Below are 22088 nucleotides of genomic sequence, written 5' to 3'. Positions count from 1 at the left end.
GGGGAGTTGAGGGGCCGGAGTGGTCAGGTGGTGGTGGTCCATACCTCCGTGGCTCGGGCGGCTTGGACGTGGGTCCAGCCCTGGTTCAGTTCTTTCGGGCGGCAGACGTACGCCGTGGGGGTGCCGGCCGCCGTCAGGCGTTCGGCGAGGGCCGAGCGGGCCGTGCGATCGGCGCCGGGGAGTCCCGCGCCCGGGGCCACGGCCACGATGTCGAGGGGTACGGCGGCGGCGAGCGCGGCGACCGAGTCGACGAGCCCGGACACCGGCTCCTCCGCCGGCGCCGGCGCCTCGACCAGCAACCCCAGCACCGCGTCCGGGAGTTCGGCCCGCAGCGCCCTCAGCCGTTCCCCGGCCTGCTCACCGGCGGCGACCAGCAGGGGCCCGTCATGGCCCGCGGGCGGCCGCTCCCCGGGTGCGAGGAGCAGCGCGTCGCCCGCAGCCGCGGACCCGCCGGCCGGCACCAGCGACGGCACCGGTCCCTCCGGCAGCGCCGTCACCCCGTCGCCGATCTTCGCGAGCTGGGGATCGAGCCGCAGCAGCACGTCCGCGGTGGACTGACCGGTGCGGGTGAGCAGCCGCAGCATCAGCGTGGCCGGGTCCAGGGCGCGGTGCTCCTCGGGGTGCGACCACATCCGCAGGCTGGCCCAGGCGGCCTGCTGCACGGACTCCACGATCGGCCGCCGGGTGGCCTCGTAGGCGGCCAGCGCCGCGTCCACGTCGTCGCTGTGCTCGGTGAGCCGGTGCGCCAGCTCCACCGCGTCCTCCAGCGCCAGCGTGGTGCCCGAGCCGACGGAGAAGTGCGCGGTGTGCACGGCGTCCCCGAGCCCCACCAGGCGCCCGGTGGACCAGCGGGCACCGGAGATGTGCGGGAAGGTCAGCCAGCGCGAGCCGTTGCCGAGCAGCTTCGCCCCGCGCAGGTGCTCGGCGAACACCTCGGCGCAGAACGCCATGGCCTGCTCGTCGTTCCAGCCCGGGGGCTTGGTGGCACCCTCGGTGAAACCGGCCCGCTCCCAGGTCCGCTCGCCCAGCTCGACCAGGAACGTGGACCGGTCCGGGCCGTAGGGGTACACATGGGCGCCGACCGGCCCGTACGCGCTGTCCGCGAACAGGAACGTCATCGCGTCGAAGGCCCGGTCCACCCCGAACCAGGCGTACCGCCCCCGCCCGGGGACGACCTCGGCCCCGAACTCCCGGGCGAACGCGGTCCTCGTGCGGCTGCCGGAGCCGTCGGCGGCGACCACGACGTCGTAGCGCCCGAGCAGTTCGCCGGCGTCGGCCTCGGTGCCGAAGTGCAGCCGGGCGCCCGCCTCCTCGGCGAGTTCGGTCAGCGCGGTGAGCAGGCCGCGCCGCTCCACCGCGGCGAAGCCGTGGCCGGAGGAGCGGACCCGCTCGCCGTCCCGGCGGACCTCCACGTCGTCCCAGCGGGCGCCGCGGTCCAGCAGGGCGGCGACCACGTCGGGCGCGGCGCGGCGCAGCCGGGCCAGGCTGAAGCGGGAGAAGACCACGCCGAAGCCGTAGGTGGCACCGGCCGGGCTGCGTTCGTAGACGTCGACCTCGTGGCCGCCGAGGCGGCGCAGCAGCAGGGCCAGCATGAGCCCGCCGGGGCCCGCGCCTATGCAGGCGACGCGCATGCCGCTCACGCTCCTTGGTCCACGGGCGGCACCGGGGCGGCGCCCGGCATGCCGTCGGCGAACCGCTCCCGCAGCTTGCGGCGCAGGATCTTGCCGGCCGCGCTGCGCGGGATCTCGTCGACGAACTCGATCCGCACCGGCCGCTTGTAGCTGGCGAGTTCGCTCGCGCAGGCCTTCAGCAGGCCGGCCGCCGAGAGCTCCTCGCCCTCGGCCACCACGAACGCCACCGGGACCTCGCCCCACTCCTCCGAGGGGGCGCCCACCACGGCCGTGTCGGCGACGCCGCGCTGGGCGCCGAGGACCCGCTCGATCTCGGCCGGGTAGACGTTCTGCCCGCCGCGAATGAGGACGTCGTTGATCCGGTCGACCAGGTAGAGGTAGCCGTCGGCGTCGGAGTAGCCGAGGTCACCGGTGCGCAGCCAGCCGTCGCGCAGGGTGGACTCGGTGGCCGTGGGGTTGCGCCAGTAGCCGCGCATCAGACCGTCGCCGCGGACGCAGACCTCGCCGATCTCGCCGGGCGGCAGCGCCTTGCCCTCCTTGTCCTGCACCTCGATGTGGCAGCCGGGCAGCATCCGGCCGGCCGAGCGCAGCCGCAGTTCCCGGGCGGCGGCGTCGGCGCCGTGGTCCTCGGCCCCGCCGAAGACGACGGTGGCGATCGGGCCACCGCCCTCGGTGATGCCGTAGATCCCGCGGAACGGGCAGGGGAAGCGCTCCAGGGACTCGCGCAGCAGCTCCTCCGGCATCGGGGCGCCGCCGAACATCACGTCGACGAGGGTGGACAGGTCGGTGGAGTCGAACGCCTTGGTGCGCAGCGCGAAGCGGACCATGGACGGCACCAGGAAGGCGCGGGTCGCGCCGCGCTGCTCGGCCTCGGCGAGGAACCGCTGCGGGGCGAACTCCCGCTGCAGTACCAGAGTTCCGCCGGCCGCGAGCAGGGCCAGGCCGATCACCATCGAGCCGTGGAACAGCGGGCACGGGTTGAGCATCACGTCGTCGGCGGTGAACCGGGCCTCGCCGGCGAGCGCCGTGTAGCAGGCCGACACCGAGCGGTGGGTGACGGCGACGCCCTTGGCCCGGCCGGTGGTGGCCGAGGTGTGCAGGATCGCGACCAGGTCGTCCATGTGCGGCAGCGGCAGTGTCCGGCGCGGGGTGGCGAGCAGCTCCTCGTAGGCGGGGCTGTCCAGGGCGAGCCGCCAGCTGTCGCCGAACGCGTCGCCGAGCCGGTCCAGGACGCCCTGCTCGGCGATCACGCCGCGCGGCGCGGAGTTGGAGACGACGTGCTCGACCTCGGGGGCCGGGAAGGAGTGGTTGACGGGGCAGACGATCGCCCCGGCCTTGCCGGCCGCGATGTACAGCTCCAGCACCTCGACCCGGTTGGGCGAGCTGACCACCAGGCGCTCACCGGGGCCGATGCCCCGGTCCAGCAGGGCGGCCGCCAGCGCGTCGGTCCGTTCGTCGAGTTCGCGCCAGGTGAGCGAGAGCCGCTCGTCGGCGAGGGCCAGGGCGTCGGGGCGCTGTCCGGCGTGCCGCCGGACGAAGTGGGCCAGCCACATCAGCGGACCTCGCTCACGGAGGCGGAGCGGGCGGTCAGCACCTGGTCGATGCCGGCGACGGTGTGCAGCGCGGTCAGTTCGTCGTCGTCGAGCGGGCTGCCGGTCTGCTCCTCGATGGCGAGGGCGAGCCGGATCAGGTCGCCGGAGTTGAGCCCGGCCGTCGTCAGGTCGTCGTCACGGCCGATGCCGTCGAGAAGTTCGGGCAGGTCGACGAACTCCAGCAGGAGCGCGTGGCCCGGGGTGAGCTGGTCGGACATGGGAGTTCCCCTCGGATGTTCGGATGGGAAGTGAGGCCCGGCGGGGCCCGGGTGGCCGTGGGCCCCGCCGGGGGTTCTGCGCGCCGGCCGGGTCAGCGGCCGACGTCTGCGGGCGTACGCCCGGGGTCCACCGACGTGTCGGCGCCGGCGGGCGCGGGGACCGGCTCGTCCTCTCCTTCGCTCAGGCCGAACCGCTCGTAGACCCGGGTCAGCGGGCGCGGGGCCCACCAGTTGTAGCGGCCGGCCAGCCGCATGAAGGCCGGGACCAGGACACCCCGGACGAGGGTGGCGTCCATCAGCACCGCCAGGGCGAGACCGAGGCCGAGCAGCTTCATGTAGGTGATGCCGGAGACCAGGAAGGAGACGAAGACCAGGGCGATCAGCGCGGCGGCCGCGGTGACCAGGCCACCGGTGCGCTGCAGGCCCAGGGCGACGGCACGGGTGTTGTCGCCGTTCCGGTCGTACTCCTCCTTGATGCGGGAGAGCAGGAAGACCTCGTAGTCCATGGAGAGGCCGAAGGCCACGCAGAACATCATGATCGGGGTGGTGGCCACGATGCCGCCGGTGACGGTGAAGTCGCCGGTCAGCCACATCAGGTTGCCGTCCTGGAAGACCCAGACCATGGCGCCGAAGGTGGCGGTGAGGCTGAGCAGGTTGAGCACGAAGGCCTTCACCGGCATCAGCACGCTGCCCGTCATCAGGAACAGCAGCACGAACGTGGAGACGGCGATCAGCAGCAGCGCCCACGGCATGCGGTCGGTCAGCGAGGTCATCGTGTCCTTGAAGGAGGCGGCGGTACCGGCGACCTTCACGTCCTCGAACGGCGCCTTCGCGTCCCGGATGTCACCGACCAGGTCCTGGCCCTCGTCGGTGTAGGAGCCGACCTCCGGGATCACCGACAGCCAGGTGCCCTCGCCCTTTTCGTAGCGCTCGCTGATCGCGCCGGCCGGGGCGATCTGCCTGCCGTCGGTGTAGGAGCCGGTCAGGGCGTCGACGCGGGCGACGTTGTCCAGCCGCGACAGGGTCTCGGCGTAGGCCGCGACCTTGGTCTCCCGCTCGGCCGGGGTGCCGGCGTTCTCGGCGACGACCATGAGCGGTTCCATCTCGCGGGCCGAGTAGTCCTCGATCAGGACCGTGCCCACCTGGTGGGCCTCGGCGTCCGCGGGCAGGGTGCGTTCGTCGGCGAGGTTGAGCTTGATGCCGAGGAACGGCGAGCCCAGGAAGAGCAGGATCACGATGACACCGGTGGCCAGCGGCAGCGGGCGGCGCATCACCAGGGTGGCGAGGCGGTGCCAGAAGCCGTTCTCCACGGCCTGCTCGGGCTTCTTGCGGTTCCAGGACCACTTGTTGATCCGGGTGCCGATCACCGCGAGCAGCGCCGGCAGCAGCACCAGGGCGGCGACCACCGCGAAGGCGACGACCGCGATACCGGCGTAGGCGAAGGAGCGCAGGAAGTACATCGGGAACAGCAGCAGCGCGGAGAGCGAGAGCGCCACGGTGATCGCCGAGTACAGGACGGTACGGCCCGCGGTGCGCAGGCTGGTGGCGATGGCGTCGTTGACGGCGACGCCCTTCTTCAGCTCCTCCCGGTACCTGCTGACCACGAACAGGCTGTAGTCGATGCCGAGTCCGAGCCCGAGTCCGGTGGTGAGGTTCATCGCGAAGACCGACACGTCGGTCAGCTCCACCAGCACGCGCAGCACACCGAGCGCGCCGATGATGGCGACGATGCCGACGGCCAGCGGCAGCAGGGCCGCGATGACCCCGCGGAAGATGAAGACCAGCAGGATCAGGGTGAGCGGCAGCACCAGGGTCTCGGCGAGCGCGAGGTCCTCCTGGGTCTGCTCGTTCATCTCCGCGTACGCCTCGGCCCGGCCGCCGAACTGGATCTGCAGACCCTCGAAGCCGTCCTCGTAGTGCGGGCGCAGCTTCGCCAGGTAGTCGTCGACCTCGTCCTCGTTGCCCTCCAGGTGGGCGAGGACCAGCGCGGAGTCGGACTTCTCGGCCTTCAGCGAGGGCGCCTTGTCCAGGGTCCAGTAGGAGGCCGCCTCCTGGACGCCGTCCTCGGCGGCGAGCTTCTCGGTCAGCTCGGCGCCCTTGGCGGCGGTGTCCGGGTCGTCGACTCCCTTCGGGGTCTTCACGAGCAGCACGAGGTTGGGCTCACCGGTGCCGAACTTCTCGCTGAGGATCTCGTTCGCCTGCGTCGAGGGGGCGTCGGGCACCTCGTAACCACCGGAGGACAGCTTGCTGTTGACGGCGCCGCCGAGTCCTCCGGCCACGACACAGAACAGCAGTCCCAGCCAGAGAACCAGCTTCCGGCGGCCGGTCGCCAAGGCGGCCAGCTTGTTGAACATGGGTATTCCTCCAGGAATGACGGGGCGGGGCAACGCCCCGATGGGGGGATGTGTCCGCCCGTACGCTCAGGCGGGGGTACGGGCGGCGGGGAGTTGACGGCAGTCGACGCGGACGTGTCCGCCGGCCACGCAGTCGTGCACGGCCAGCGACTCGTCGACGGACCGGTCCCAGGCGAGGAGCCGGTTGTGCACCGAACCTCGGGTGAAGTCGGCGAACTCGGGGTGGGTGGTCCGGTGCCGGGAGCCGAGGTACGCCAGCACCGGGTCCAGGAGCAGCCAGCGGCCCTCCTCGAACACCTCGGTCCAGGCGTGCTCGACGCCGACCAGACCGAGCAGGAAGCCGCGCCGGGTGCGGGCGCGGACGCCCGCCTCCTCGGCCCACCGCTGCATCTGCCAGGCGGCGACGACACAGTCCACGGCGCGGTGCTCGATCGCGGCGGCGGGGCGGGCCCGCAGTGCCTCGGGCACCCAGCCGTACTGGTACTCGCCGGAGACCAGCCGGTCGAGCAGGTCGTCGTGGATCCGGCGGACGGTGTCGGTGCGCGGGGCGTCCCGGTGGCCGCGGGTGGTGACCGTGGCCACCATCGAGCCGCCCTCCTCCTTCGTCCACTCGGTCAGCCGGCCCTCGTACAGCTTGGGGGCGGGTTCGGCGGGGACCGGGGTGGTGACACAGCTGGTGCAGCCGGCGGCCGAGCAGGTGGCGGTGAGCCGGATCCGGGTGACGCGCTCGGTCAGCCACTGCTCGGGCTGTCCGGCCGCCATCCGCATGCACTGGCGTTCGCCCAGCTCGGCCAGGGAGCGGCCGAGGCCGGACCGGAGCCCGAGGTTGCGTACGTCGTGGTGGTCGTAGCGCAGCCCGTCCGGGGTCTCCTCGGCGGGGAAGCCGGCGCCGACCAGGTTCTCCAGGACGGCCTCGTCGACGGCGAGTTCGCGGGCCGCCTCCTCGTGGGTCAGCCGGGCGTCGCGGTACTCCTGGGGCACCGCGACGAGCCGTTCCACCGCCGGGAGCCAGTGGTGCCAGAGTTCCGCCGCCGTGGTGGTCCGGCGCGGCGCGGCGGTCGTCATCGTTCCTCCCCTGCCGTGGCCAGGACCGGCAGGTCGCCCGCGGCCAGCCGGCGCGCCACCTCCAGTCGCTTGACCTTCCAGGTCGCGGTGTGCGGGATGTCGTCCCAGCGGCACTGCACCGGCGCGGCGAGCCCGGGCAGCGCGGCGACCGCGCGGCGCCAGGCGGCCAGGTCCAGCGGGGCATCGCCGCGGGTGACCACGAGCGGGACCGCGGGGCCGTCGGGCATCGGGATGATCACGGCCTCGGTGAGCTGCGGCAGGGCTTCGAGGATGTCGTCCTCGGCCGCCAGCAGGCTCGCCACGCCGCTGCCCCGGTCCACGATCCGGTCGAACAGGTGCAGACAGCCGCGGTCGCTGACCAGGCCGTAGTCGCCCATCGCCCACCAGCCGTCGACCCGCTGGTCGGGGGAGCCGAGGTAGCTGGGGGTGACGCCGGAGGAACGGGCGAAGATCTGGCCGGGGGTGCCCTTGGGGGCCTTGTCGCCCTCGTCGTCGAGGACGCGGATCTTGGTGTGGCCGAGGACGGCCCGGCCGACGCACCGGCCGTCGTCGCAGCGGCTCTTGAGCTTGTGGGACTTGACGGTGACCGGTCCGGTCTCGGTCTGGCCGTACGCCTGCATGTAGCGGGCGCCGGGCCGGGCGGCACCGAGCAGGGTGCGGATGGTGCGCGGGTGGGCGGCGTCGAAGGAGCTGACGAACAGCCGGGTCTGCGCGAACAGTTCGGGCTGCCGCTCGGCCACCTCCTCCCAGCGGATGAAGGCGTTCGGGACGGTCTCCACCACGCCCGGCCGGACCGCGGCGAGCAGCTCGGCCGCGTTCTCGGGGGCGGTGTCGGTGAGGAAGCCCAGCGGCAGGCCGAGCGCGAGGATGGCGAGCATCCCGGACATGCAGCGGGCGTGCACCGGGGAGAGGCACATCAGGTACGGGTCGCGCACCCGCAGCACCTTGCCGATGGTGATCTGCGGACGGGCGTGCCCGGCGAAGCTGTGCACGGAGTGCAGCACCAGCTTGGGCACCCCCGTCGTGCCCGAGCTGTGGGTGACCAGCTGCGGGGTGTCCTCGCGGGGCACGGCGGCGGGCGGGACGGTGCCGCGCTCGGCGTCCAGCAGGGACAGCCCGTGCTCGCCGCGCTCCCCGGCGTACCAGCGGGGCAGCACGGGGTCGACGGAGTCCAGCACGCCGGCCGCCTCGGTGGTGGCGTCGGTGATGATGGCCGCCGGGGCGGCGCGTTCCGTCATGACGCCGAGCGCCTGAAAGCCGACGGCCGAGTGCACCAGCACCGGCACGGCGCCGATCCGGGCGCAGGCGAAGGCCAGCAGGGGTATGTCGAAGTTGGGCTGCTTGACGACGAGGATGCGCTGTCCCTCGGTGACGCCGGCCCCGGCGAGCAGGGCGGCGGCCTCCTCGACCAGGCCGGCGAAGGCGGCGTAGTCGAAGTCGCGGCCGGCCTGCGGGAACAGGTCGAGCGGCCGGTCGAGGCGGATCGGTACGGCGCCGTGGCGGCGGGCGGCCTCGGCGGGGGCGGTGGCCAGCGCGAGCCGGCGGTTCACGCGGGCCATCACGCACCCCCCGCCTTGGCCGTACGGCGCTCCAGGTGCCCGGTGACGTGGGCGAGCAGCGCTTCGTAGGACGAGAACGCCTCGGTCGGCTGGTCCAGGTCCCACTCGATGCCGAAGGCGTCCTCGACGTCGGCGAGCAGGCGCATGAAGCCCGCCGACGTGAGCCCCAGGTTCCACAGCGACGCCGTCCGGGCCGCCGGGTCGTCCAGCGGCAGCGGAGCGCCGACCGCGTTCTCCAGCAGGCCGCGCAGGTGCTCCGCGACCGTCGTGCTGTCGTACATGTCTCCTCCAGTGACGGCCCGCGGGGTCGCGCAGGCTCGGGGTTTCGTCGTCGACGGACGGGTCAGGCCGCTACGGGGTGGACGATGCGGTCGTTGCCGCTGTTCTCCTCGAAGCCGCGCAGGGTGCGCAGGTAGTAGAGGAGGTACTCGGCCAGCTCCTGCTCGCCGGTGGGCGCGTAGGAGGCGTCGGCGCCGCAGACGGCGGCGGTGTTGGTGAGATCGAAGCGCTTGTTGTAGCGCAGGTAGGAGCGGTAGAAGTTCATGCCGCCGTCGAGGGCCTCGTCGATCGCGGTGAAGCCGTCGCGGTCGTCCACCCACAGCGGCTCGCGCAGGCCGAGCAGCTCGAAGATCTGGGTGACCATGTCGCGGACCTTGGGGCCCTCGGAGTTGCCGAGGTGGAAGTACGTCTCCGGCGAGTCCGACAGGGAGATGGCCACGGCGTTGCGGGCGACGATGTCGACCGGGACGAGGTTGACCACGGTGTCGGGGTCGGCGAGCAGCCGGACCCGGGCGTGCGAGAGGAAGGTGCCGAGCTTGCGGGAGGCGGTCTTCTTGAAGACCAGCACCTGACGGGCGAAGCCGTACAGGCCCGACCAGTTCAGCCCGTGCCGGGTGACGCTGTGGCCGATGACGACGGTGGGCCGCAGGATACGGATCCGCAGGTCGCCGGCGGCCTCCTCGACGAGGGCCTCGGCCCGCATCTTGGTCTGCTCGTAGCAGTTGTTGGCCACCGACGGGTCGGTCACCGGACCCTCGGTGATCAGGTCGGTGCGCGAGCCCGCCACGTAGGCGGTGGAGACGTAGTTGAAGGTGCGCGCGCCGACCTTGCGGGCGAGCTCCAGGACGTTGGCGGTGCCCTGGACGTTCTGCGCCTCGATCTCGGTGCGGTACTCCTCCTCGTAGCGCAGCGAGGCGGCGCAGTGCCAGACCTCGTCGACCGGCGGCACCCCGGTCAGGTCGGCTCCGCAGCCGTCCACGGTCATGTCGCCGTGCACGGCGACGGTCCGGCGCAGGATCTCCGGGTGCAGGTCGGAGCGGCCGTAGCCGTCCGCCATCGCGGAGAGGGTGTCGTGCAGGCGCTGCGTCGCCTCGGCGTCGTCCTTGCCGCGGACCAGTGCGATGACGGGGTCGTCGGTCTTGTCGAGGAGTTCGAGGACCACGGCTCCGCCGACGAAGCCGGTGGCCCCGGTCAACAGACGTGTTGTCATGAGTGCTTGTCTCCAGCGTCGGGACGTGGTGTGCGTCGTTGTGGTGCTGCGGTGGTGCAGCGGATCGGGGTTCGGGGGGTCGGGGGGTGCGGGCGGGCGGCGCGGAGGGGGGCCGGCGGGTCCGGGGTCACCGGGCCCCGGCCGTCCCCCGGTCGCCCGTCCGGCTACGCGCCGGTGACCGCGGTGGCGGTCTCGGACGCGTGGCGCGCCTCCAGCTCGTGTACGAACTCGGAGACGGCCGTCTGGAAGCCCTGCGGGTCGTCGAAGAACGGGACGTGGCCCGCGTGCTTGAGGGTGACGGCGCGGCTGTCCGGGATGCGGTTGAGCGCGTCCTCGATGACGGACGCGCTCCAGGCGAAGTCGCCGTCGCCATTGATGATCAGCGTCGGGGCGGCGAGGCGGGCCAGCTCCTCGGGGTCGTCCTCGATGTCCAGGGAGGCGAGCAGGTTCTCGCGGATGGAGCCGACGGAGAGCAGGGACAGGAAGTTGTCCTTGAGCGCCAGGTAGGCCGCGGTGCCGCCCTCGTGGATCATCTGGTCCGGGAAGACCAGCGGGTAGAGGTGGCCGAAGAGCTGCTGGGTGCCGCCGGACTCCAGGCTCGCCAGCCAGGAGCGGCTGACCAGCTTGCGGCGCAGGGTGCCGTTGGGCGAGAACGCCGGGCCCACCAGGACCAGGCCGGCCACGCGCTCGGGGTACTTGAGCGCGAACTCCCGGGCGATGAGGGTGGATATGGACGTGCCGACCAGGTAGGTCTTCTCGATGCCGAGGTGGTCCAGCAGGCGGCGCACGTCCTCGACGTGGTCCCCGAACGTGACCGGCTCCGGGCCCGGGTTGGAGGCGCCCTGGTTGCGCAGGTCGTAGTGGACGAGCCGGAAGTCGTTCGCCAGCTCGGTGGTGAAGTTCCGCCAGATCGGGCTGACGATGTAGAAGTTGTTCAGCAGGGTCACCGCCGGGCCCTCGCCGCTGTCCTCGTAGTACAGCTCCCCGCCGCCGGGCAGGGCGAGCGCGGAGTGGTTGAGGTAGCGGACGTCGAGCTGGCCGAACTGCTGGTCCGTCATGGGGTCTCCTTGGATGGTTCGTTCGGACGTGCGACGGGGAGCGATCCGGACGGGCGACCGTCGCCGGGGTCCAGACTCCGGTGGCCCGTTCAACACCCGCCCAAGGCGTGTCCAAGAGCGGGAAAACGTGCTGTTCAGGGCCGTTTTTCGGGGGTTGTGCGGGGCGCTGGTGCGGGCGTTCGGGACAGGCTGGAAATGAGTTATGTGGCGGGGGTCACCGGACGCCGCCGCGGCGGCCCGGGAACCGGCCCGTGCGGCCGGGCCGCGAGCGGCCCACGGCGAACGGCCCCGGCGCCGTAGGACCGGTCGACGTCGGGCCCGACGGGGTCGGTACGGCGGGCCTCCGGCCAGGCGGGGTCGATACGACAGGCGTCGGACCGGGCGGGGTCGTTCCGAGGGGAGTCGGTCCGCCTGGCGTCGTCCCGGGGGGAGTCGGCGCGGGCGGCGTCGATCCGGGGGGAGTCGGCGCGGCGGGCCTCGTCCCGGGCGGGGTCGGTACGGCCGGCGTTGTTCCGGGGAGAGTCGGCGCGCCCGGCGTCGGACCGGGCGGTGTCGGCGCGGCCGACGTCGGAGCAGATGGGGTTGATGCGCCCAGCGTCGTTCCGGGAAGAGCCGGTACGGCCGATGCCGGACCGGGCAGGGTCGGCGCGGCGGGCGTCGTCCCGGGCGGGGTCGGTACGGCGGATGTCATCCCGGGAGGAGCCGGTACGGCCGACGTCGGACCGGGAGGAGCCGGTACGGCCGAAGTCATCCCGGGAAGAGCCGGTACGCCCGACGTCGGACCGGGAAGAGTCGGCGCGGCCGACGTCGGACCAGACGGGATTGATGCGCCCGGCATCGTTCCGGTGAGACTCGGCGCCCCCAGCGTCGGACCGGACGGGGTCAGTGCTCCCCACGTCGGACCGGGCGGAGTCCCTCTGTCCGGCGTCGGACCAGGCGGAGTCCCCCTGGCCCGCGTCGGACCGGGCGAAGCCGCTCCGCCCGACGTCGGACCAAGCCGAGTCCCTCCGCCCGCCGACCCCGCCGGCCGCGTGCGCCAGGACACCGAACCGGACGATCTCCGGCACCCGGAAGGTGGCCGAGGCGCCCCGCCGGTCGTCGGCGAGGACCAGGACGTGCCGGTCCAGCAGCCGCCCCACCACCGACTGGGCGCCCCAGGTGTCGAGTTCGAGCACCGCCTTGACCTGCTCGGTGTCGAAGGGTCCGGGCCCCGCCGCGGCGAGCAGGAAGACCGACCTGCGCAGCCAGGGCGCGAGCCGGGCCAGGGCGCTGTCCGCGCGGGCGAGCGCCGCGCAGGCCTCGTCCTGGAGTTCGGCGACGAGACGGTCGTCGTCGAGGAGTCCCGCGGCCAGGTCGCTGAGCGTCCACATGGGCCGCGCCGCGTACAGCTCGCCCACGGCACGCAGCATCAGCGGATGCCTGCCCATCCGGGTGACCATGTGCCGCAGCGCCGCATGGTGCCCGGTGATGCGCTCCTCGCCGACCAGCCGCTCGAAGAACGCGGCCGCGTCCTCGGCGCCGAGCGGCCCGAGCGTGAGGCGCCGGGCGCCGGGCAGTCCGGACAGCCGGACCCGGGAGGTCACCAGGGTCAGGCAGGAGTCGCCGCCGGGCAGCAGCGCGAGCACCTGGTCGGTGGCCGCGGCGTCGTCGAGCAGCACGAGCAGCGAGCGTTCCCGGGCGGCGGCCCGGAAGAGCGCCGCGAGCCCGTCGGTGTCCTCGGGCTGCCGCGGCCGGCCGATGCCGAGCCCGTCCAGCAGGGACCGCAGGACGGCCTCCGGGGAGCGCGGCCGGTCGGCGGCGTCGTGCAGGGAGGCGTACAGCAGCCCGTCGGGGAACCGTTCGGCCATCGCGCGGGCGGCCCGTACGGCGAGCGCGGTCTTGCCCACGCCGGCCGGGCCGAGCAGGGTGATCACCTGGGCTCCGGGAGCGGTGAACGGCTCACCGATCCGGGCCAGTTCCCGCTCACGCCCCGTGAAGTCGGGTGTCTCCAGCGGCAGTTGGTCCACCGCCGGAGTGACACGCGCCGGGGCCGCGGGACGCCGTACGACCACCCTCTCGGGCTTGGCGGCGGGCGGCAGGACCTCGCGCAGTATGTCCTGCTGGAGCTGGCGCACCCGCTCGGAGGGCTCGATGCCCAGGTCGTCGACGAGCCGGTGGCGCAGCCGCAGATAGGCGTCGAGGGCCGTGCTGCGCTGCCCGGACCGATGGGCGGCGATCATCAGCTGGGCGGTGAACCGCTCGTCCAGCGGGTGGTCCACGGTGAGCCGGCGCAGCTCCGCCACCAGCGCCTGGTGGCGGCCGAGCTGGAGGTCGGCCTCGATCCGCAGCTCCAGGGCGCTCAGCCGGGCCTCGCCGATCTGCGCGATCCGCGCGGTGAGCAGCGGACCGGCCTCCAGGCCCGCGAACGGTTCGCCGCGCCACAGCGCGAGCCCTTCGCGCAGCAGCCGGGCGGCGTCCTCGGCCGCTCCGGAGGCGAGCGCGGCACGGGCCCGGCCGGCCCGCTGCTCGAACTCCCACAGGTCCAGCTCCCCCGGCCGCGCCGTCAGCCGATAGCCGCCCGGCCCGGTCTCCAGGCGCTCCCCGGCGGCGTCGGTGCTGCCCTTGAGGGCCTGGCGGAGCTGGTAGATGTACGTCTGCACGGTCTTGCGGGCCAGCCGCGGCGGCTCCTCGTCCCACAGCTCCTCGACGAGGGCCTGCGTGGAGACCAGATGGTTGGCGTCCAGCAGCAGGACGGCCATGGCCCGCCGTGCCATCGGGGCGGTGAGGGTGCGGCGCTCGCCGCCCACGTGGATCTCCAGCGGGCCGAGCACCTTGATGCGCAGCTCGGGCAGGCCGGTGACGGTGGCGGTCATGTCGTCCTCCTCCGGCCCTTGGCGTTGCCCCGGTCCCGTGCGGCCGGGTGCGGTGCCGTGTTCTGGGGGGTCACCGTGCGGGCCGAGACCAGGCGGCCGGGGCAGGACGACTCCGGTTCGAGGCCGCCGGGCAGCAGCAGGCCGAGGAAGTGCTCGACGGTTCCGTAGCGCGCCGTCGGGGCGGCGCCGGTGGGCGCGCTCATCGCCGGGCTCCGGCGTTCGCGGCGGCGTCGGTGTCCACGGCGTCGGTGTCCAGTCGGTGGACCATGGCGCGGCGCTCCTTGCGGAACTCGCTGGGCGTGACGCCGTAGCGGCCGCGGAACAGGCGGCTGAAGTGGGACGCCCCGTACAGACCGGCCCGCTCGCCGATCAGCGCGACGGGCAGGTGGTCGAGGGCGGGGTCGGCCAGTTCCGACCGGCAGCGGGCGAGCCGCTCGTCGCGGATCCAGCGGGCCGGGCTGACGCCGAACTCCTGGAAGATCTTTTGCAGGTAGCGCAGCGAGATGTTGTGCCGGCGGGCGACCTCGACGGGGCTCAGGCTCGGTTCCGCGAGGTGCTCGCGGACATGGGCCTGGATCCTCAGCATCAGCGCCTGGCGGGCGATCTCGCTGTCGGGGGCGAGTTCGCGCATCCGCTCGGCGAACAGGACCGCGGTGAGCCCGGCGACGCTGCCGCCGAGCAGGTCGACGGCCGTCTCGACCTCCTCGCCGTGCCGGTCCAGGCCCTCCAGCAGGCTGCTCAGCAGGGCGGCGGCACCCTGGTCGCCGCTCCAGGCGCGGGCGGTGAGCCGCTGGGTGTCGGCGGCGGTGAGCCCGACCAGGGAGTGGGTCACCATCACGTCGACCATCCGGAACTGGTCCGGCATGATCACCTTGAACGGGCGCCCGGTGTCGAAGGAGATCAGCTGCGGAGGCCGTACGACGCCGTGGCGGCCGTCCTGGAACACCCAGACCTCGCCGTGCAGCGGCCGGCACATCCGCAGCCGCGACCGCTCACCGGCACCGATCAGCCGGGCCGGCCGCACCAGCTCGCGGGGGCCGCCCTGGACGAGCGAGACGGTCACCTCGCCGAAGCGGTGGCGGGCCGTGGTCCCTTCGAGGATCTCCTCGTGGCTCTTGACGATCTGCAGGCCACCGCGTTCCGCGGGCGGCGGATCGGACGTGCACCTGCGCAGCTGGCGGGGCTTCACCTCACTGACACGTTGCATCGCGTACCCCCTGTTCCGATGTCGGAGCTCTCGATGAAGCACCCCAAGAGAAACATACCCGCATGCGGGTTTTCTACTTGGATCGGGAGTTTCGATGATTCGGCCAGGGCCCGCCGGTGCGGCCGGCCGTCTCCGGTCCGGCCGCACGGCCCGGTATGCGGTGCGAAGGTGCTGGTCAGGCCGCCTGCGCGATCCGCGGGCGGGCGGCGGCCGGGACGCCGCGGTCGGCGTACAACTCGGCCACCTGGAAGGCGAGATCGAGTGCCTGGTAGCGGTTGAGGCGGGGGTCGCAGGCAGTCTGGTAGCGCCGGTGCAGATCCGTCAGACCGATCGGGTGGCCGCCCCCCACGCACTCGGTGACGTCGTCGCCGGTGAGCTCGATGTGGATGCCGCCGGGGTGGGTGCCGAGCTCGCGGTGCGCCTCGAAGAAGCCGGTCACCTCGTCCAGGACGTCGTCGAAGCGGCGGGTCTTGTGGCCGCTGGCCGCCGAGAAGGTGTTGCCGTGCATCGGGTCGCAGATCCAGGCGATCGGCGCCTCGGCCTCGGCGGCCGCCTCCACGAGCGAGGGCAGCACGTCCCGGACCTTGTCGCGGCCCATGCGCGCGATGAACGACAGCCGGCCCGGCTCCCGTTCGGGGTCGAGCCGGTCGATGAGCGCGAGCACCTCGTCCCGCGAGACCGACGGACCGAGCTTCACGGCGACGGGGTTGCGCACGGCGGCGGCGAACGCCACGTGCGCGTGGTCGAGCTGGCGGGTGCGCTCGCCGATCCAGACCATGTGCCCGGAGACGTCGTAGGCGTGCCCGGTGCGCGAGTCGGTACGGGTCAGGGCGGCCTCGTAGTCGAGCAGCAGCGCCTCGTGGCTGGAGTAGAACTCCGCGAGGTGGAACTCGCCGGGGTCGGCACCGCAGGCGGCGAGGAAGGTCAGGGCGCGGTCGATGTCCCGGGCGAGGGCCTCGTAACGGGCGCCGATGGGGGAGTTGTTGACGAAGTCGCGGTTCCACTCGTGGACCTGGCGCAGGTCGCCGTAGCCGCCGGTGACGAAGGCGCGGATGAGGTTCAGGGTGGAGGCGGAGGCGTGGTACATGCGCTTGAGGCGTTCCGGGTCGGGCCGGCGGGCCTCCTCGGTGAACTCCTGGCCGTTGACGGCGTCACCGCGGTAGACGGGCAGCGTGAGGTCGCCGCGGACCTCGACCGGCCGGGAGCGCGGCTTGGAGTACTGGCCGGCGATCCTGCCGATCTTCACCACGGGCACGGAGGTGGCGTAGGTGAGGACGGCGGCCATCTGCAGCAGCGTCTTGACCTTGTCCCGGACCTGGTCGGCGGTGACCCCGTCGAAGGTCTCGGCGCAGTCGCCGCCCTGGAGCAGGAAGGCCTCGCCCCGGGCCACCCGGGCGATGCGCTCGCGCAGCTGGTCGCACTCCCCGGCGAACACCAGCGGCGGGTAGGACGCCAGCTCCTCGAGTACGCCCTTGAGGGCGTCCGGGTCGGGCCAGTCGGGCTGCTGGGCGGCAGGAAGCAGGCGCCAGGAATCCACATCCGTGATGCGCTGATCAGCGTTCATGTCGGGCTGAGCCTCACTCTTGTCCGGGGACGGGTGTCGGTTCGGGAGTCCGGGGAAGGGCCGGTGCGGGGCCCTGCGGGCGCGGGTCCTGGGGTACGGAGCGGCCCTCCCGCCGACCGGGACGCTCCTCGCCGGGGGATGTACGAGGAGGGCACCGGTCGGCGGGAGGGCCGCGACTCGGGGGGCGAGCGACATCCGGCCCGCCTACGGCCCCGGACTCACCGCGATGCCCCGACTCTACGAACGCCCCCGCCCCCGTGGTTGCCACCCCGCGCACCGTCCCTTGCCGAAACACGCGTGAGCGGACGTGAAGGCCGGAACTTAATATTCCGCGGGCGCCGGAATTGATCATTCCGAGCGAGGGGATCAAGAAAGGGGAATTCGAGGGACTTCTTTCGGCCAAGCATGAATGCGGAAGCGTAAATTCGGAATTACTTCTTCCGGGACCCGGGAAGACCAAAGGGCGGCCCCGGACCACCAGAGCCGCCACACCTGCCCACTGCCTCGCGCCTGCCGCGCCGCCGGCGCAAGCCCTTGCTACCGGATTCGCGCACCGCCCCTGGCACGTTGGCGCACACCCGCCCGGCGCACCGGAGCCGTGCACACCGCGTCCGTGGCCACCGCCCGCCGCCCCTCCTCCGCCGCCTCGAGGATGGTCCGGGCGTACGGCAGCAGCCGCAGACCCGCCTCGGTCAGCGCCAGTTGACGATGGCTCCGGTCGAACAGCGCCGCCCCGACGGACTCCTCCAGGTTCTGGATCTGCGCCGTCACCGTGGACTGCGCGTAGTTGAGGTTGCGCGCCGCCCGGGTCACGCTCAACTCGGCCGCCACCTCACGAAATGCCCGTAGCTGCTGGATCTGCACGTGCCGCTCCCCTCCGGCGGCCCCCGCAGGGCCGCCCAGAACCACTCTCAGACGGAGCTGTGGACCGCGGCCCCGCGGGTCAGCCGCTTGCCGCGCTCGGCGGTGATGTCGAGCCGGGCGTACACCTCGGGCCGGGCCAGCGAGCGGGCCATCAGGTCGTAGAGGACGGCGATCCGCTCCTCCACGTCGGCCCGGTTCGTCATGATCTCCGACAGCAGCTGCACGCCGGTGAAGGCGCCCACCGCCGCGTCGGACACCGTCCCCACATCGATGCCCGGCACCAGCTCCCCCAGGTGCTGGGCCTCCCCGAGCAGCCGGGTACTGACCTCGATCCAGGCCCGGTAGGGCACCTTCCGGTCGATCACGTCATGCCCCTGGTCGACCGCGAGGCGAATGCTGCCCTGGAGCATCCGGTCGAAGGTGAGCCGGTGCGCCACGAGCAGCGTCACGTCCACCCACTCCTGGAGCTTCGGCGCCCCCGGCTCCTGCGGCGGCGCGAAGTACCGGAACTGCTCCGCCACCTGCTCGTCCAGGACCGCCTGCGCCAGCTCCGCCTTGGAGGTGAAGTGGAAGTAGAAGGCCCCCTTCGTCACACCGCACCGCTGGTAGACGTCCGAGATCCTCGTGGCGGAGTAACCGCACTCCGCGAAGACCTCGCCCGCCGCTTCCAGAATCGCCTGGCGTGTCCTGATGGCTCGATCCTGCTGCGCCACTGGGCCCCCTTCCTTCGTCGTTGTTGATGATGAACACATGCGGGACTCATATGCGGAACCACCGGCTCTCATTGAAAAACATACCCGCATGCGCGTATCTTACCGGCGGGGTTGGAACCAGTCACCCGTCATGCACCTTCTCGTTCCAGAAGGAAGAGCAATGACCACCAACATTGGTATTCACCGGGGCCGACACCGCCACGGGGGGATAAGGAAGACGGTGTTTCCGGCCAGGCCGGCCGCACCGCTCAGGCCGTGCATCCCGCCGTCCGCGGCGTCGGTCGACACCAGGCTCGTGCATCGCACGTACCGGAAGGACGTACTGCCGACCGGCATCACCAAGCACGACGACCGTCACTACACCGTCTTCACACAATGGCCCGCCGATCACCGCCGTTTCACGGACCAGGAGGGCAACTTCCTGCCGTCACTGGTCATCGAGAGCGTCCGCCAGGCCGTGATCCTGGTCGCTCACGACGGCCTCGGCGTACCGCTCGGGCACCAGTTCCTGGTGTCGTCCGCGCACCACCGCGTGGACCCGGGCCGGCTGCTCGCACCCGGCGCGCCGGCCCGGCTCGAGCTGGACGTCTCCCTCCACGACCTCAAGCACCGCCGGGGCGTGCCGTCCTCGCTCCAGGCCCGGGTGGTCATCCGGGTGGACGGCGAGATCATCGGCACCGGCGGCGGCGACTGCTCCGTCATGACCGCCGAGGTCTACCGCCGGCTGCGCCGCGGCCGTACCGACACCGCCTGGCCCGCGGCGCTCGCCGCCCCGCTGCCCGCACCCGTGCCCGCCCGCTCCGTCGGCCGCGCCCACGACTGCGACGTGGCCCTGGCTCCCGGGGACACCCCCGGCCACTGGCTGCTGCGGGCCGATGTGACCAACGAGTTGATGTTCGACCACCCGAACGACCATATGCCCGCCATGGTCCTCCTCGACGCCGCCCAGCAGGCCGCGCACGCCGTCTTCGGCGAGCGCCCCTTCCGGCCGTCGTCCTGCGAGGTCCTCTGCTCCCGCTACGTCGAGTTCGACTCCCCCTGCTCCGTCCGCGCCGACCTCCGGGACGACGGCCCCGGCGGATACGTCCTGTCCGTGACCGGACACCAGGACGGCGAGCAGGTCTTCGAGATCCTGTTCCGGGAACTGCCCTCCGCGCGCTAGGCGGTCACCGCCCGGCCCCGCCCGTCCGCGGGAGCCCGTACGCGCAGAGCCGGCACCTCCTCCCGGACCCCGCCGGAAGCTCACCGGCCGCACGGCCCACCCTCGGGCACCGCCCTTGCGACGCTCCGCTACCGACGCCCAGGCGCTCGCGCCGCCCCAGCCGCACATCCGTACCCCGGCATGTGTGGCCCCCGCGGCCCTCACGCGCCGGGTCCTCCTCGGCGTGACCTCGCCGGCATCCGCCCATCCACCGCACCGCCCTTCGACCTTCGTCCCGCAGTCAGCTGACCCGGCCCGCCCACGGGCCGTCGCTCGCCGGCCCACCCCGTGAACCGCCGTCGTGCGCGGCGGCCCGGGTGGGCGGGGCCCCGGCCCCGGCCGGGCACCGCGCCTCGTTCCGCCTCAGTTCAGGAGCCCGTCTCCCATGACCCGCACCGCCGGAGCCCGCACGGCACGACCTGCCACCGCGGCCCCTCCGCCCCTCCCCCCGCACCCCTCGCCCGCCGGCCACCGCCGCCCGGCACCACCCTCCTCACCGCACCGTCCAGCCGCCGTCCACCGGCACCGTCGCGCCGACCACGAACGAGGCCCGGTCGCTGCACAGCCAGGCCGCCGCCTCGGCGATCTCCTCCGGCCCCGCGATCCGCGGCAGCAGCGCCGCCCGCGCGAGTTCGTCCGCCACACCGGGAACCTTCGCCATCCACGCGTCCGTCATTTCGCTGTGGGTCGCCCCGGGCACAAGGGCGTTGATCCGAATTCCACTCGCCGAATATTCAGCGGCGGCCGCCTTCGTCAATCCGATGACCGCATGCTTGGCGGCGATATAGGGCGCGGCCACCGGAGTCGCCACCAGCCCCGCCGTACTACTGGTGTTCACAATGGCGCCACCTCGGCCGAGCATCGCTGTGATTTCATGGCGGAGGCAGTTCCACATGCCACGGACATTGGTGTCCATGAGGGTGTCGTAGACCTCGTCGCTCATCAGGTGCATGGGCGTGCCCTCGGCCGCGACCCCGGCGTTGTTGAACGCCACGTCGAGCTTCCCGAATCTCTCCAGAGCCGCCGCCACACCCGCCGCCACCTGGTCGTTCCTCGCCACGTCGACGACGACGCAGTGAGCCTCGTACCCCTCGGCACACAGCTCGTCGACGAGCGCGGCGAGCCGTTCGTGGCGGCGGGCGGCCAGGGTGACCGACGCACCCTCCCGGCAGAAGACCCGGGCCGCCGCCGCCCCGATGCCACTGCTGGCGCCCGTGATGAACGCGTGCTTTCCGTCAAGAAGTCCGCCGTTCGGCATGGCCTCATCTCACCCGTCTGCTGAGTCCCCGATTCGCGCCGTACTCGGTTCCGGCTCGAATTCCCGCACGCTCCCTTTACGCACCGACGGCAACCCCACGCGCCGCTTTCTTCCCCCCTCCGTGCCGCACTGCCTGCCCTGATCCCTTTTCCCGAGACGAGATCGGAAAGAAATCCCACATGGCACCCACGCGACGGATACTGATCACCGGTGGCACCGGCTTCGTGGGCTCCCACGTCACCGGCCTGCTCTCCACCGGCCCTGCCGCGCTGGACTCCCCGCAGCTGCGCCTACTCGTCCACAACCGCCCCCCGGCCCTCGACGACACGGGCCGGGTGGAGGTGCGCCACGGCTCGCTGCGCGACCCGCGCTCGCTGCGCGGTGTCTGCGACGGCGTGGACACCGTGCTCCATCTGGCCTCGCTGATCGGCGGCAGCCCCGCGGACTGCGCGGCCGTCAACGACGCGGGCACCGAGGCCCTGCTGGCGGAGGCCGCCCGCGCGGGGGTCGAGCGGATCGTCCAGCTGGGCACCACGGCCGTCTACCGGGACGAGCCGCACACCGGGGCCAGGGAGGGCGAACCGGAGCTCGGCCCGTCCTCGCCGACCAGCGTCAGCAGGCTCGCCGGTGAACAGCGGGTCCTCGCGGCCGGCGGCCTGGTCCTGCGCCCGCATCTGGTCCACGGCCCCGGAGACGTCTGGGTGGTCCCGGCGCTGGTGGACTTCCTCACCGCCTTCCCCCACTGGATCGACGGCGGACGTGCCCGCACGTCCGTGATCGGTGTGCACGATCTGGCCCGGGTCGTGGCCGCGCTGGCCCTGCGGCCCGAGCTGCCGCGCGGTGCGGTCCTGCACGCGGCCCGGCCGGAGCCGGTCCTGGTGCGGGACCTGATCGAGACGGTCTGCCGCGAGCTGCGGCTGCCGCCGCCCGAGGGCGAGGTGTCCTACGTCCGGGCGGCCGCGCTGACCGGCGCCGACCGGGACAGCCTGGTCCGGCGGCGTCTGTCGTTGCTCGCGGTCGACCACTGGTACGACAGCTCCCGTCTGTGGCAGTTGCTCGACATGGCGCCCACGGGTGCCTTCGCCCGTGACTTCGCCGTCGGTGCCACCTGGTACCGGTCGCTCCTGGCCCGCCGTACGGACGGCGAGTTGTTCTCCACGAGGTGACGACCGGAACCGTGACACGGCCGCGAACCCCACCGGACTGTCCCCGGTCCGGTGGGGGCGCCGCTGCACCGAGGACACGCTAGGCCGCCACGCCGCGATCCTCTCGCCCGGCCGCGCACGCGCAGTGGCACATCCGCGCACGACGACAGGGGTGCCGGAACGGCGGTTCGACGTGCCCGTACCCGGTGCCACGTTCACGCAGGATCTCTGGCCCGTTCGCGTCCGGCGGGCCCGTCCGGCCGTCCGCCGGGCGATGGTGTCAGGACGTATCGACGAATTGGCCCCGCCGGATCCGAG

Annotated in this window: 18 protein-coding genes; 2 read left to right on the top strand and 16 right to left on the bottom strand. The window is 72.8% G+C overall.

Annotation, left to right across the window (positions count from 1 at the left end; translation table 11 throughout):
- Positions 1-23: 23 nt before the first annotated feature.
- From ACWD11_RS08125 to ACWD11_RS08055, 15 genes are all read right to left on the bottom strand, one after another.
- Positions 24-1631: an FAD-dependent monooxygenase gene (locus ACWD11_RS08125; protein ID WP_451281964.1), complete on the bottom strand. Its 1608-nt coding sequence runs from the start codon at positions 1629-1631 to the stop codon at positions 24-26.
- Between the two features lie 5 nt (positions 1632-1636).
- Positions 1637-3184, bottom strand: coding sequence for a class I adenylate-forming enzyme family protein (locus ACWD11_RS08120; RefSeq protein ID WP_451281962.1), 1548 nt, complete (start codon positions 3182-3184; stop codon positions 1637-1639).
- Positions 3184-3441 (bottom strand): phosphopantetheine-binding protein, encoded by a 258-nt coding sequence (locus ACWD11_RS08115; RefSeq protein WP_451118766.1) that lies wholly within the window; start codon positions 3439-3441, stop codon positions 3184-3186. The genes ACWD11_RS08120 and ACWD11_RS08115 overlap by 1 nt, the downstream gene beginning before the upstream one ends.
- A gap of 92 nt (positions 3442-3533) precedes the next feature.
- Complete coding sequence (locus tag ACWD11_RS08110; RefSeq protein ID WP_451281960.1) at positions 3534-5795, bottom strand: MMPL family transporter; 2262 nt, start codon at positions 5793-5795, stop codon at positions 3534-3536.
- 66 nt (positions 5796-5861) lie between these two features.
- Entirely contained in the window at positions 5862-6860 is a 999-nt protein-coding gene (locus ACWD11_RS08105) for a transglutaminase domain-containing protein (protein ID WP_389416659.1), read from the bottom strand.
- Positions 6857-8419: a class I adenylate-forming enzyme family protein gene (locus tag ACWD11_RS08100; RefSeq protein ID WP_451281958.1), complete on the bottom strand. Its 1563-nt coding sequence runs from the start codon at positions 8417-8419 to the stop codon at positions 6857-6859. The genes ACWD11_RS08105 and ACWD11_RS08100 overlap by 4 nt, the downstream gene beginning before the upstream one ends.
- The gene (locus ACWD11_RS08095; protein ID WP_389416657.1) at positions 8419-8700 is read right to left on the bottom strand and encodes a phosphopantetheine-binding protein; all 282 of its coding nucleotides are present in this window, start codon (positions 8698-8700) and stop codon (positions 8419-8421) included. The genes ACWD11_RS08100 and ACWD11_RS08095 overlap by 1 nt, the downstream gene beginning before the upstream one ends.
- A gap of 62 nt (positions 8701-8762) precedes the next feature.
- A complete protein-coding gene (locus tag ACWD11_RS08090) occupies positions 8763-9908 on the bottom strand; it encodes an SDR family oxidoreductase (RefSeq protein ID WP_389416656.1) in 1146 nt (381 codons plus the stop codon).
- Positions 9909-10072: 164 nt separating this feature from the next.
- A complete protein-coding gene (locus tag ACWD11_RS08085) occupies positions 10073-10966 on the bottom strand; it encodes an alpha/beta fold hydrolase (RefSeq protein ID WP_389416655.1) in 894 nt (297 codons plus the stop codon).
- Positions 10967-11166: 200 nt separating this feature from the next.
- Positions 11167-13818, bottom strand: a complete 2652-nt coding sequence (locus tag ACWD11_RS08080; protein WP_451281955.1) for a BTAD domain-containing putative transcriptional regulator — start codon at positions 13816-13818, stop codon at positions 11167-11169.
- Complete coding sequence (locus ACWD11_RS08075; protein ID WP_389416653.1) at positions 13815-14021, bottom strand: hypothetical protein; 207 nt, start codon at positions 14019-14021, stop codon at positions 13815-13817. The genes ACWD11_RS08080 and ACWD11_RS08075 overlap by 4 nt, the downstream gene beginning before the upstream one ends.
- The gene (locus ACWD11_RS08070) at positions 14018-15025 is read right to left on the bottom strand and encodes a helix-turn-helix domain-containing protein (protein ID WP_389416652.1); all 1008 of its coding nucleotides are present in this window, start codon (positions 15023-15025) and stop codon (positions 14018-14020) included. The genes ACWD11_RS08075 and ACWD11_RS08070 overlap by 4 nt, the downstream gene beginning before the upstream one ends.
- A 175-nt stretch (positions 15026-15200) precedes the next feature.
- Complete coding sequence (locus tag ACWD11_RS08065; protein ID WP_451281953.1) at positions 15201-16589, bottom strand: class II 3-deoxy-7-phosphoheptulonate synthase; 1389 nt, start codon at positions 16587-16589, stop codon at positions 15201-15203.
- Positions 16590-17126: 537 nt separating this feature from the next.
- Entirely contained in the window at positions 17127-17453 is a 327-nt protein-coding gene (locus ACWD11_RS08060; RefSeq protein ID WP_389416650.1) for a LysR family transcriptional regulator, read from the bottom strand.
- 47 nt (positions 17454-17500) lie between these two features.
- The gene (locus ACWD11_RS08055; RefSeq protein WP_389416649.1) at positions 17501-18166 is read right to left on the bottom strand and encodes a ScbR family autoregulator-binding transcription factor; all 666 of its coding nucleotides are present in this window, start codon (positions 18164-18166) and stop codon (positions 17501-17503) included.
- On the opposite strand from ACWD11_RS08055, the gene ACWD11_RS08050 reads away from it, so the two are divergent.
- Complete coding sequence (locus tag ACWD11_RS08050; protein ID WP_389416648.1) at positions 18144-19328, top strand: ScbA/BarX family gamma-butyrolactone biosynthesis protein; 1185 nt, start codon at positions 18144-18146, stop codon at positions 19326-19328. The two genes, ACWD11_RS08055 and ACWD11_RS08050, sit on opposite strands and share 23 nt — an antisense overlap.
- 532 nt (positions 19329-19860) lie before the next feature.
- On the opposite strand, the gene ACWD11_RS08045 is transcribed toward ACWD11_RS08050, so the two are convergent.
- Complete coding sequence (locus ACWD11_RS08045; RefSeq protein WP_389416647.1) at positions 19861-20625, bottom strand: SDR family NAD(P)-dependent oxidoreductase; 765 nt, start codon at positions 20623-20625, stop codon at positions 19861-19863.
- A gap of 179 nt (positions 20626-20804) precedes the next feature.
- Between ACWD11_RS08045 and ACWD11_RS08040 the strand changes: the two genes are divergently transcribed.
- Entirely contained in the window at positions 20805-21791 is a 987-nt protein-coding gene (locus ACWD11_RS08040; protein WP_451281950.1) for an NAD-dependent epimerase/dehydratase family protein, read from the top strand.
- Positions 21792-22088: the final 297 nt, after the last annotated feature.

Source organism: Streptomyces sp. NPDC002776 (genome assembly GCF_053592195.1).
This window is presented reverse-complemented; position numbering and strand designations above follow the sequence as displayed.

Bases quoted from the DNA above. Each gene is read 5' to 3' on its own strand.
- ACWD11_RS08125 (WP_451281964.1), bottom strand. From the start codon at position 1,631: ATGCGCGTCGCCTGCATAGGCGCGGGCCCCGGCGGGCTCATGCTGGCC.
- ACWD11_RS08120 (WP_451281962.1), bottom strand. From the start codon at position 3,184: ATGTGGCTGGCCCACTTCGTCCGGCGGCACGCCGGACAGCGCCCCGAC.
- ACWD11_RS08115 (WP_451118766.1), bottom strand. From the start codon at position 3,441: ATGTCCGACCAGCTCACCCCGGGCCACGCGCTCCTGCTGGAGTTCGTC.
- ACWD11_RS08110 (WP_451281960.1), bottom strand. From the start codon at position 5,795: ATGTTCAACAAGCTGGCCGCCTTGGCGACCGGCCGCCGGAAGCTGGTT.
- ACWD11_RS08105 (WP_389416659.1), bottom strand. From the start codon at position 6,860: ATGACGACCGCCGCGCCGCGCCGGACCACCACGGCGGCGGAACTCTGG.
- ACWD11_RS08100 (WP_451281958.1), bottom strand. From the start codon at position 8,419: ATGGCCCGCGTGAACCGCCGGCTCGCGCTGGCCACCGCCCCCGCCGAG.
- ACWD11_RS08095 (WP_389416657.1), bottom strand. From the start codon at position 8,700: ATGTACGACAGCACGACGGTCGCGGAGCACCTGCGCGGCCTGCTGGAG.
- ACWD11_RS08090 (WP_389416656.1), bottom strand. From the start codon at position 9,908: ATGACAACACGTCTGTTGACCGGGGCCACCGGCTTCGTCGGCGGAGCC.
- ACWD11_RS08085 (WP_389416655.1), bottom strand. From the start codon at position 10,966: ATGACGGACCAGCAGTTCGGCCAGCTCGACGTCCGCTACCTCAACCAC.
- ACWD11_RS08080 (WP_451281955.1), bottom strand. From the start codon at position 13,818: ATGACCGCCACCGTCACCGGCCTGCCCGAGCTGCGCATCAAGGTGCTC.
- ACWD11_RS08075 (WP_389416653.1), bottom strand. From the start codon at position 14,021: ATGAGCGCGCCCACCGGCGCCGCCCCGACGGCGCGCTACGGAACCGTC.
- ACWD11_RS08070 (WP_389416652.1), bottom strand. From the start codon at position 15,025: ATGCAACGTGTCAGTGAGGTGAAGCCCCGCCAGCTGCGCAGGTGCACG.
- ACWD11_RS08065 (WP_451281953.1), bottom strand. From the start codon at position 16,589: ATGAACGCTGATCAGCGCATCACGGATGTGGATTCCTGGCGCCTGCTT.
- ACWD11_RS08050 (WP_389416648.1), top strand. From the start codon at position 18,144: ATGGCTCGATCCTGCTGCGCCACTGGGCCCCCTTCCTTCGTCGTTGTT.
- ACWD11_RS08045 (WP_389416647.1), bottom strand. From the start codon at position 20,625: ATGCCGAACGGCGGACTTCTTGACGGAAAGCACGCGTTCATCACGGGC.
- ACWD11_RS08040 (WP_451281950.1), top strand. From the start codon at position 20,805: ATGGCACCCACGCGACGGATACTGATCACCGGTGGCACCGGCTTCGTG.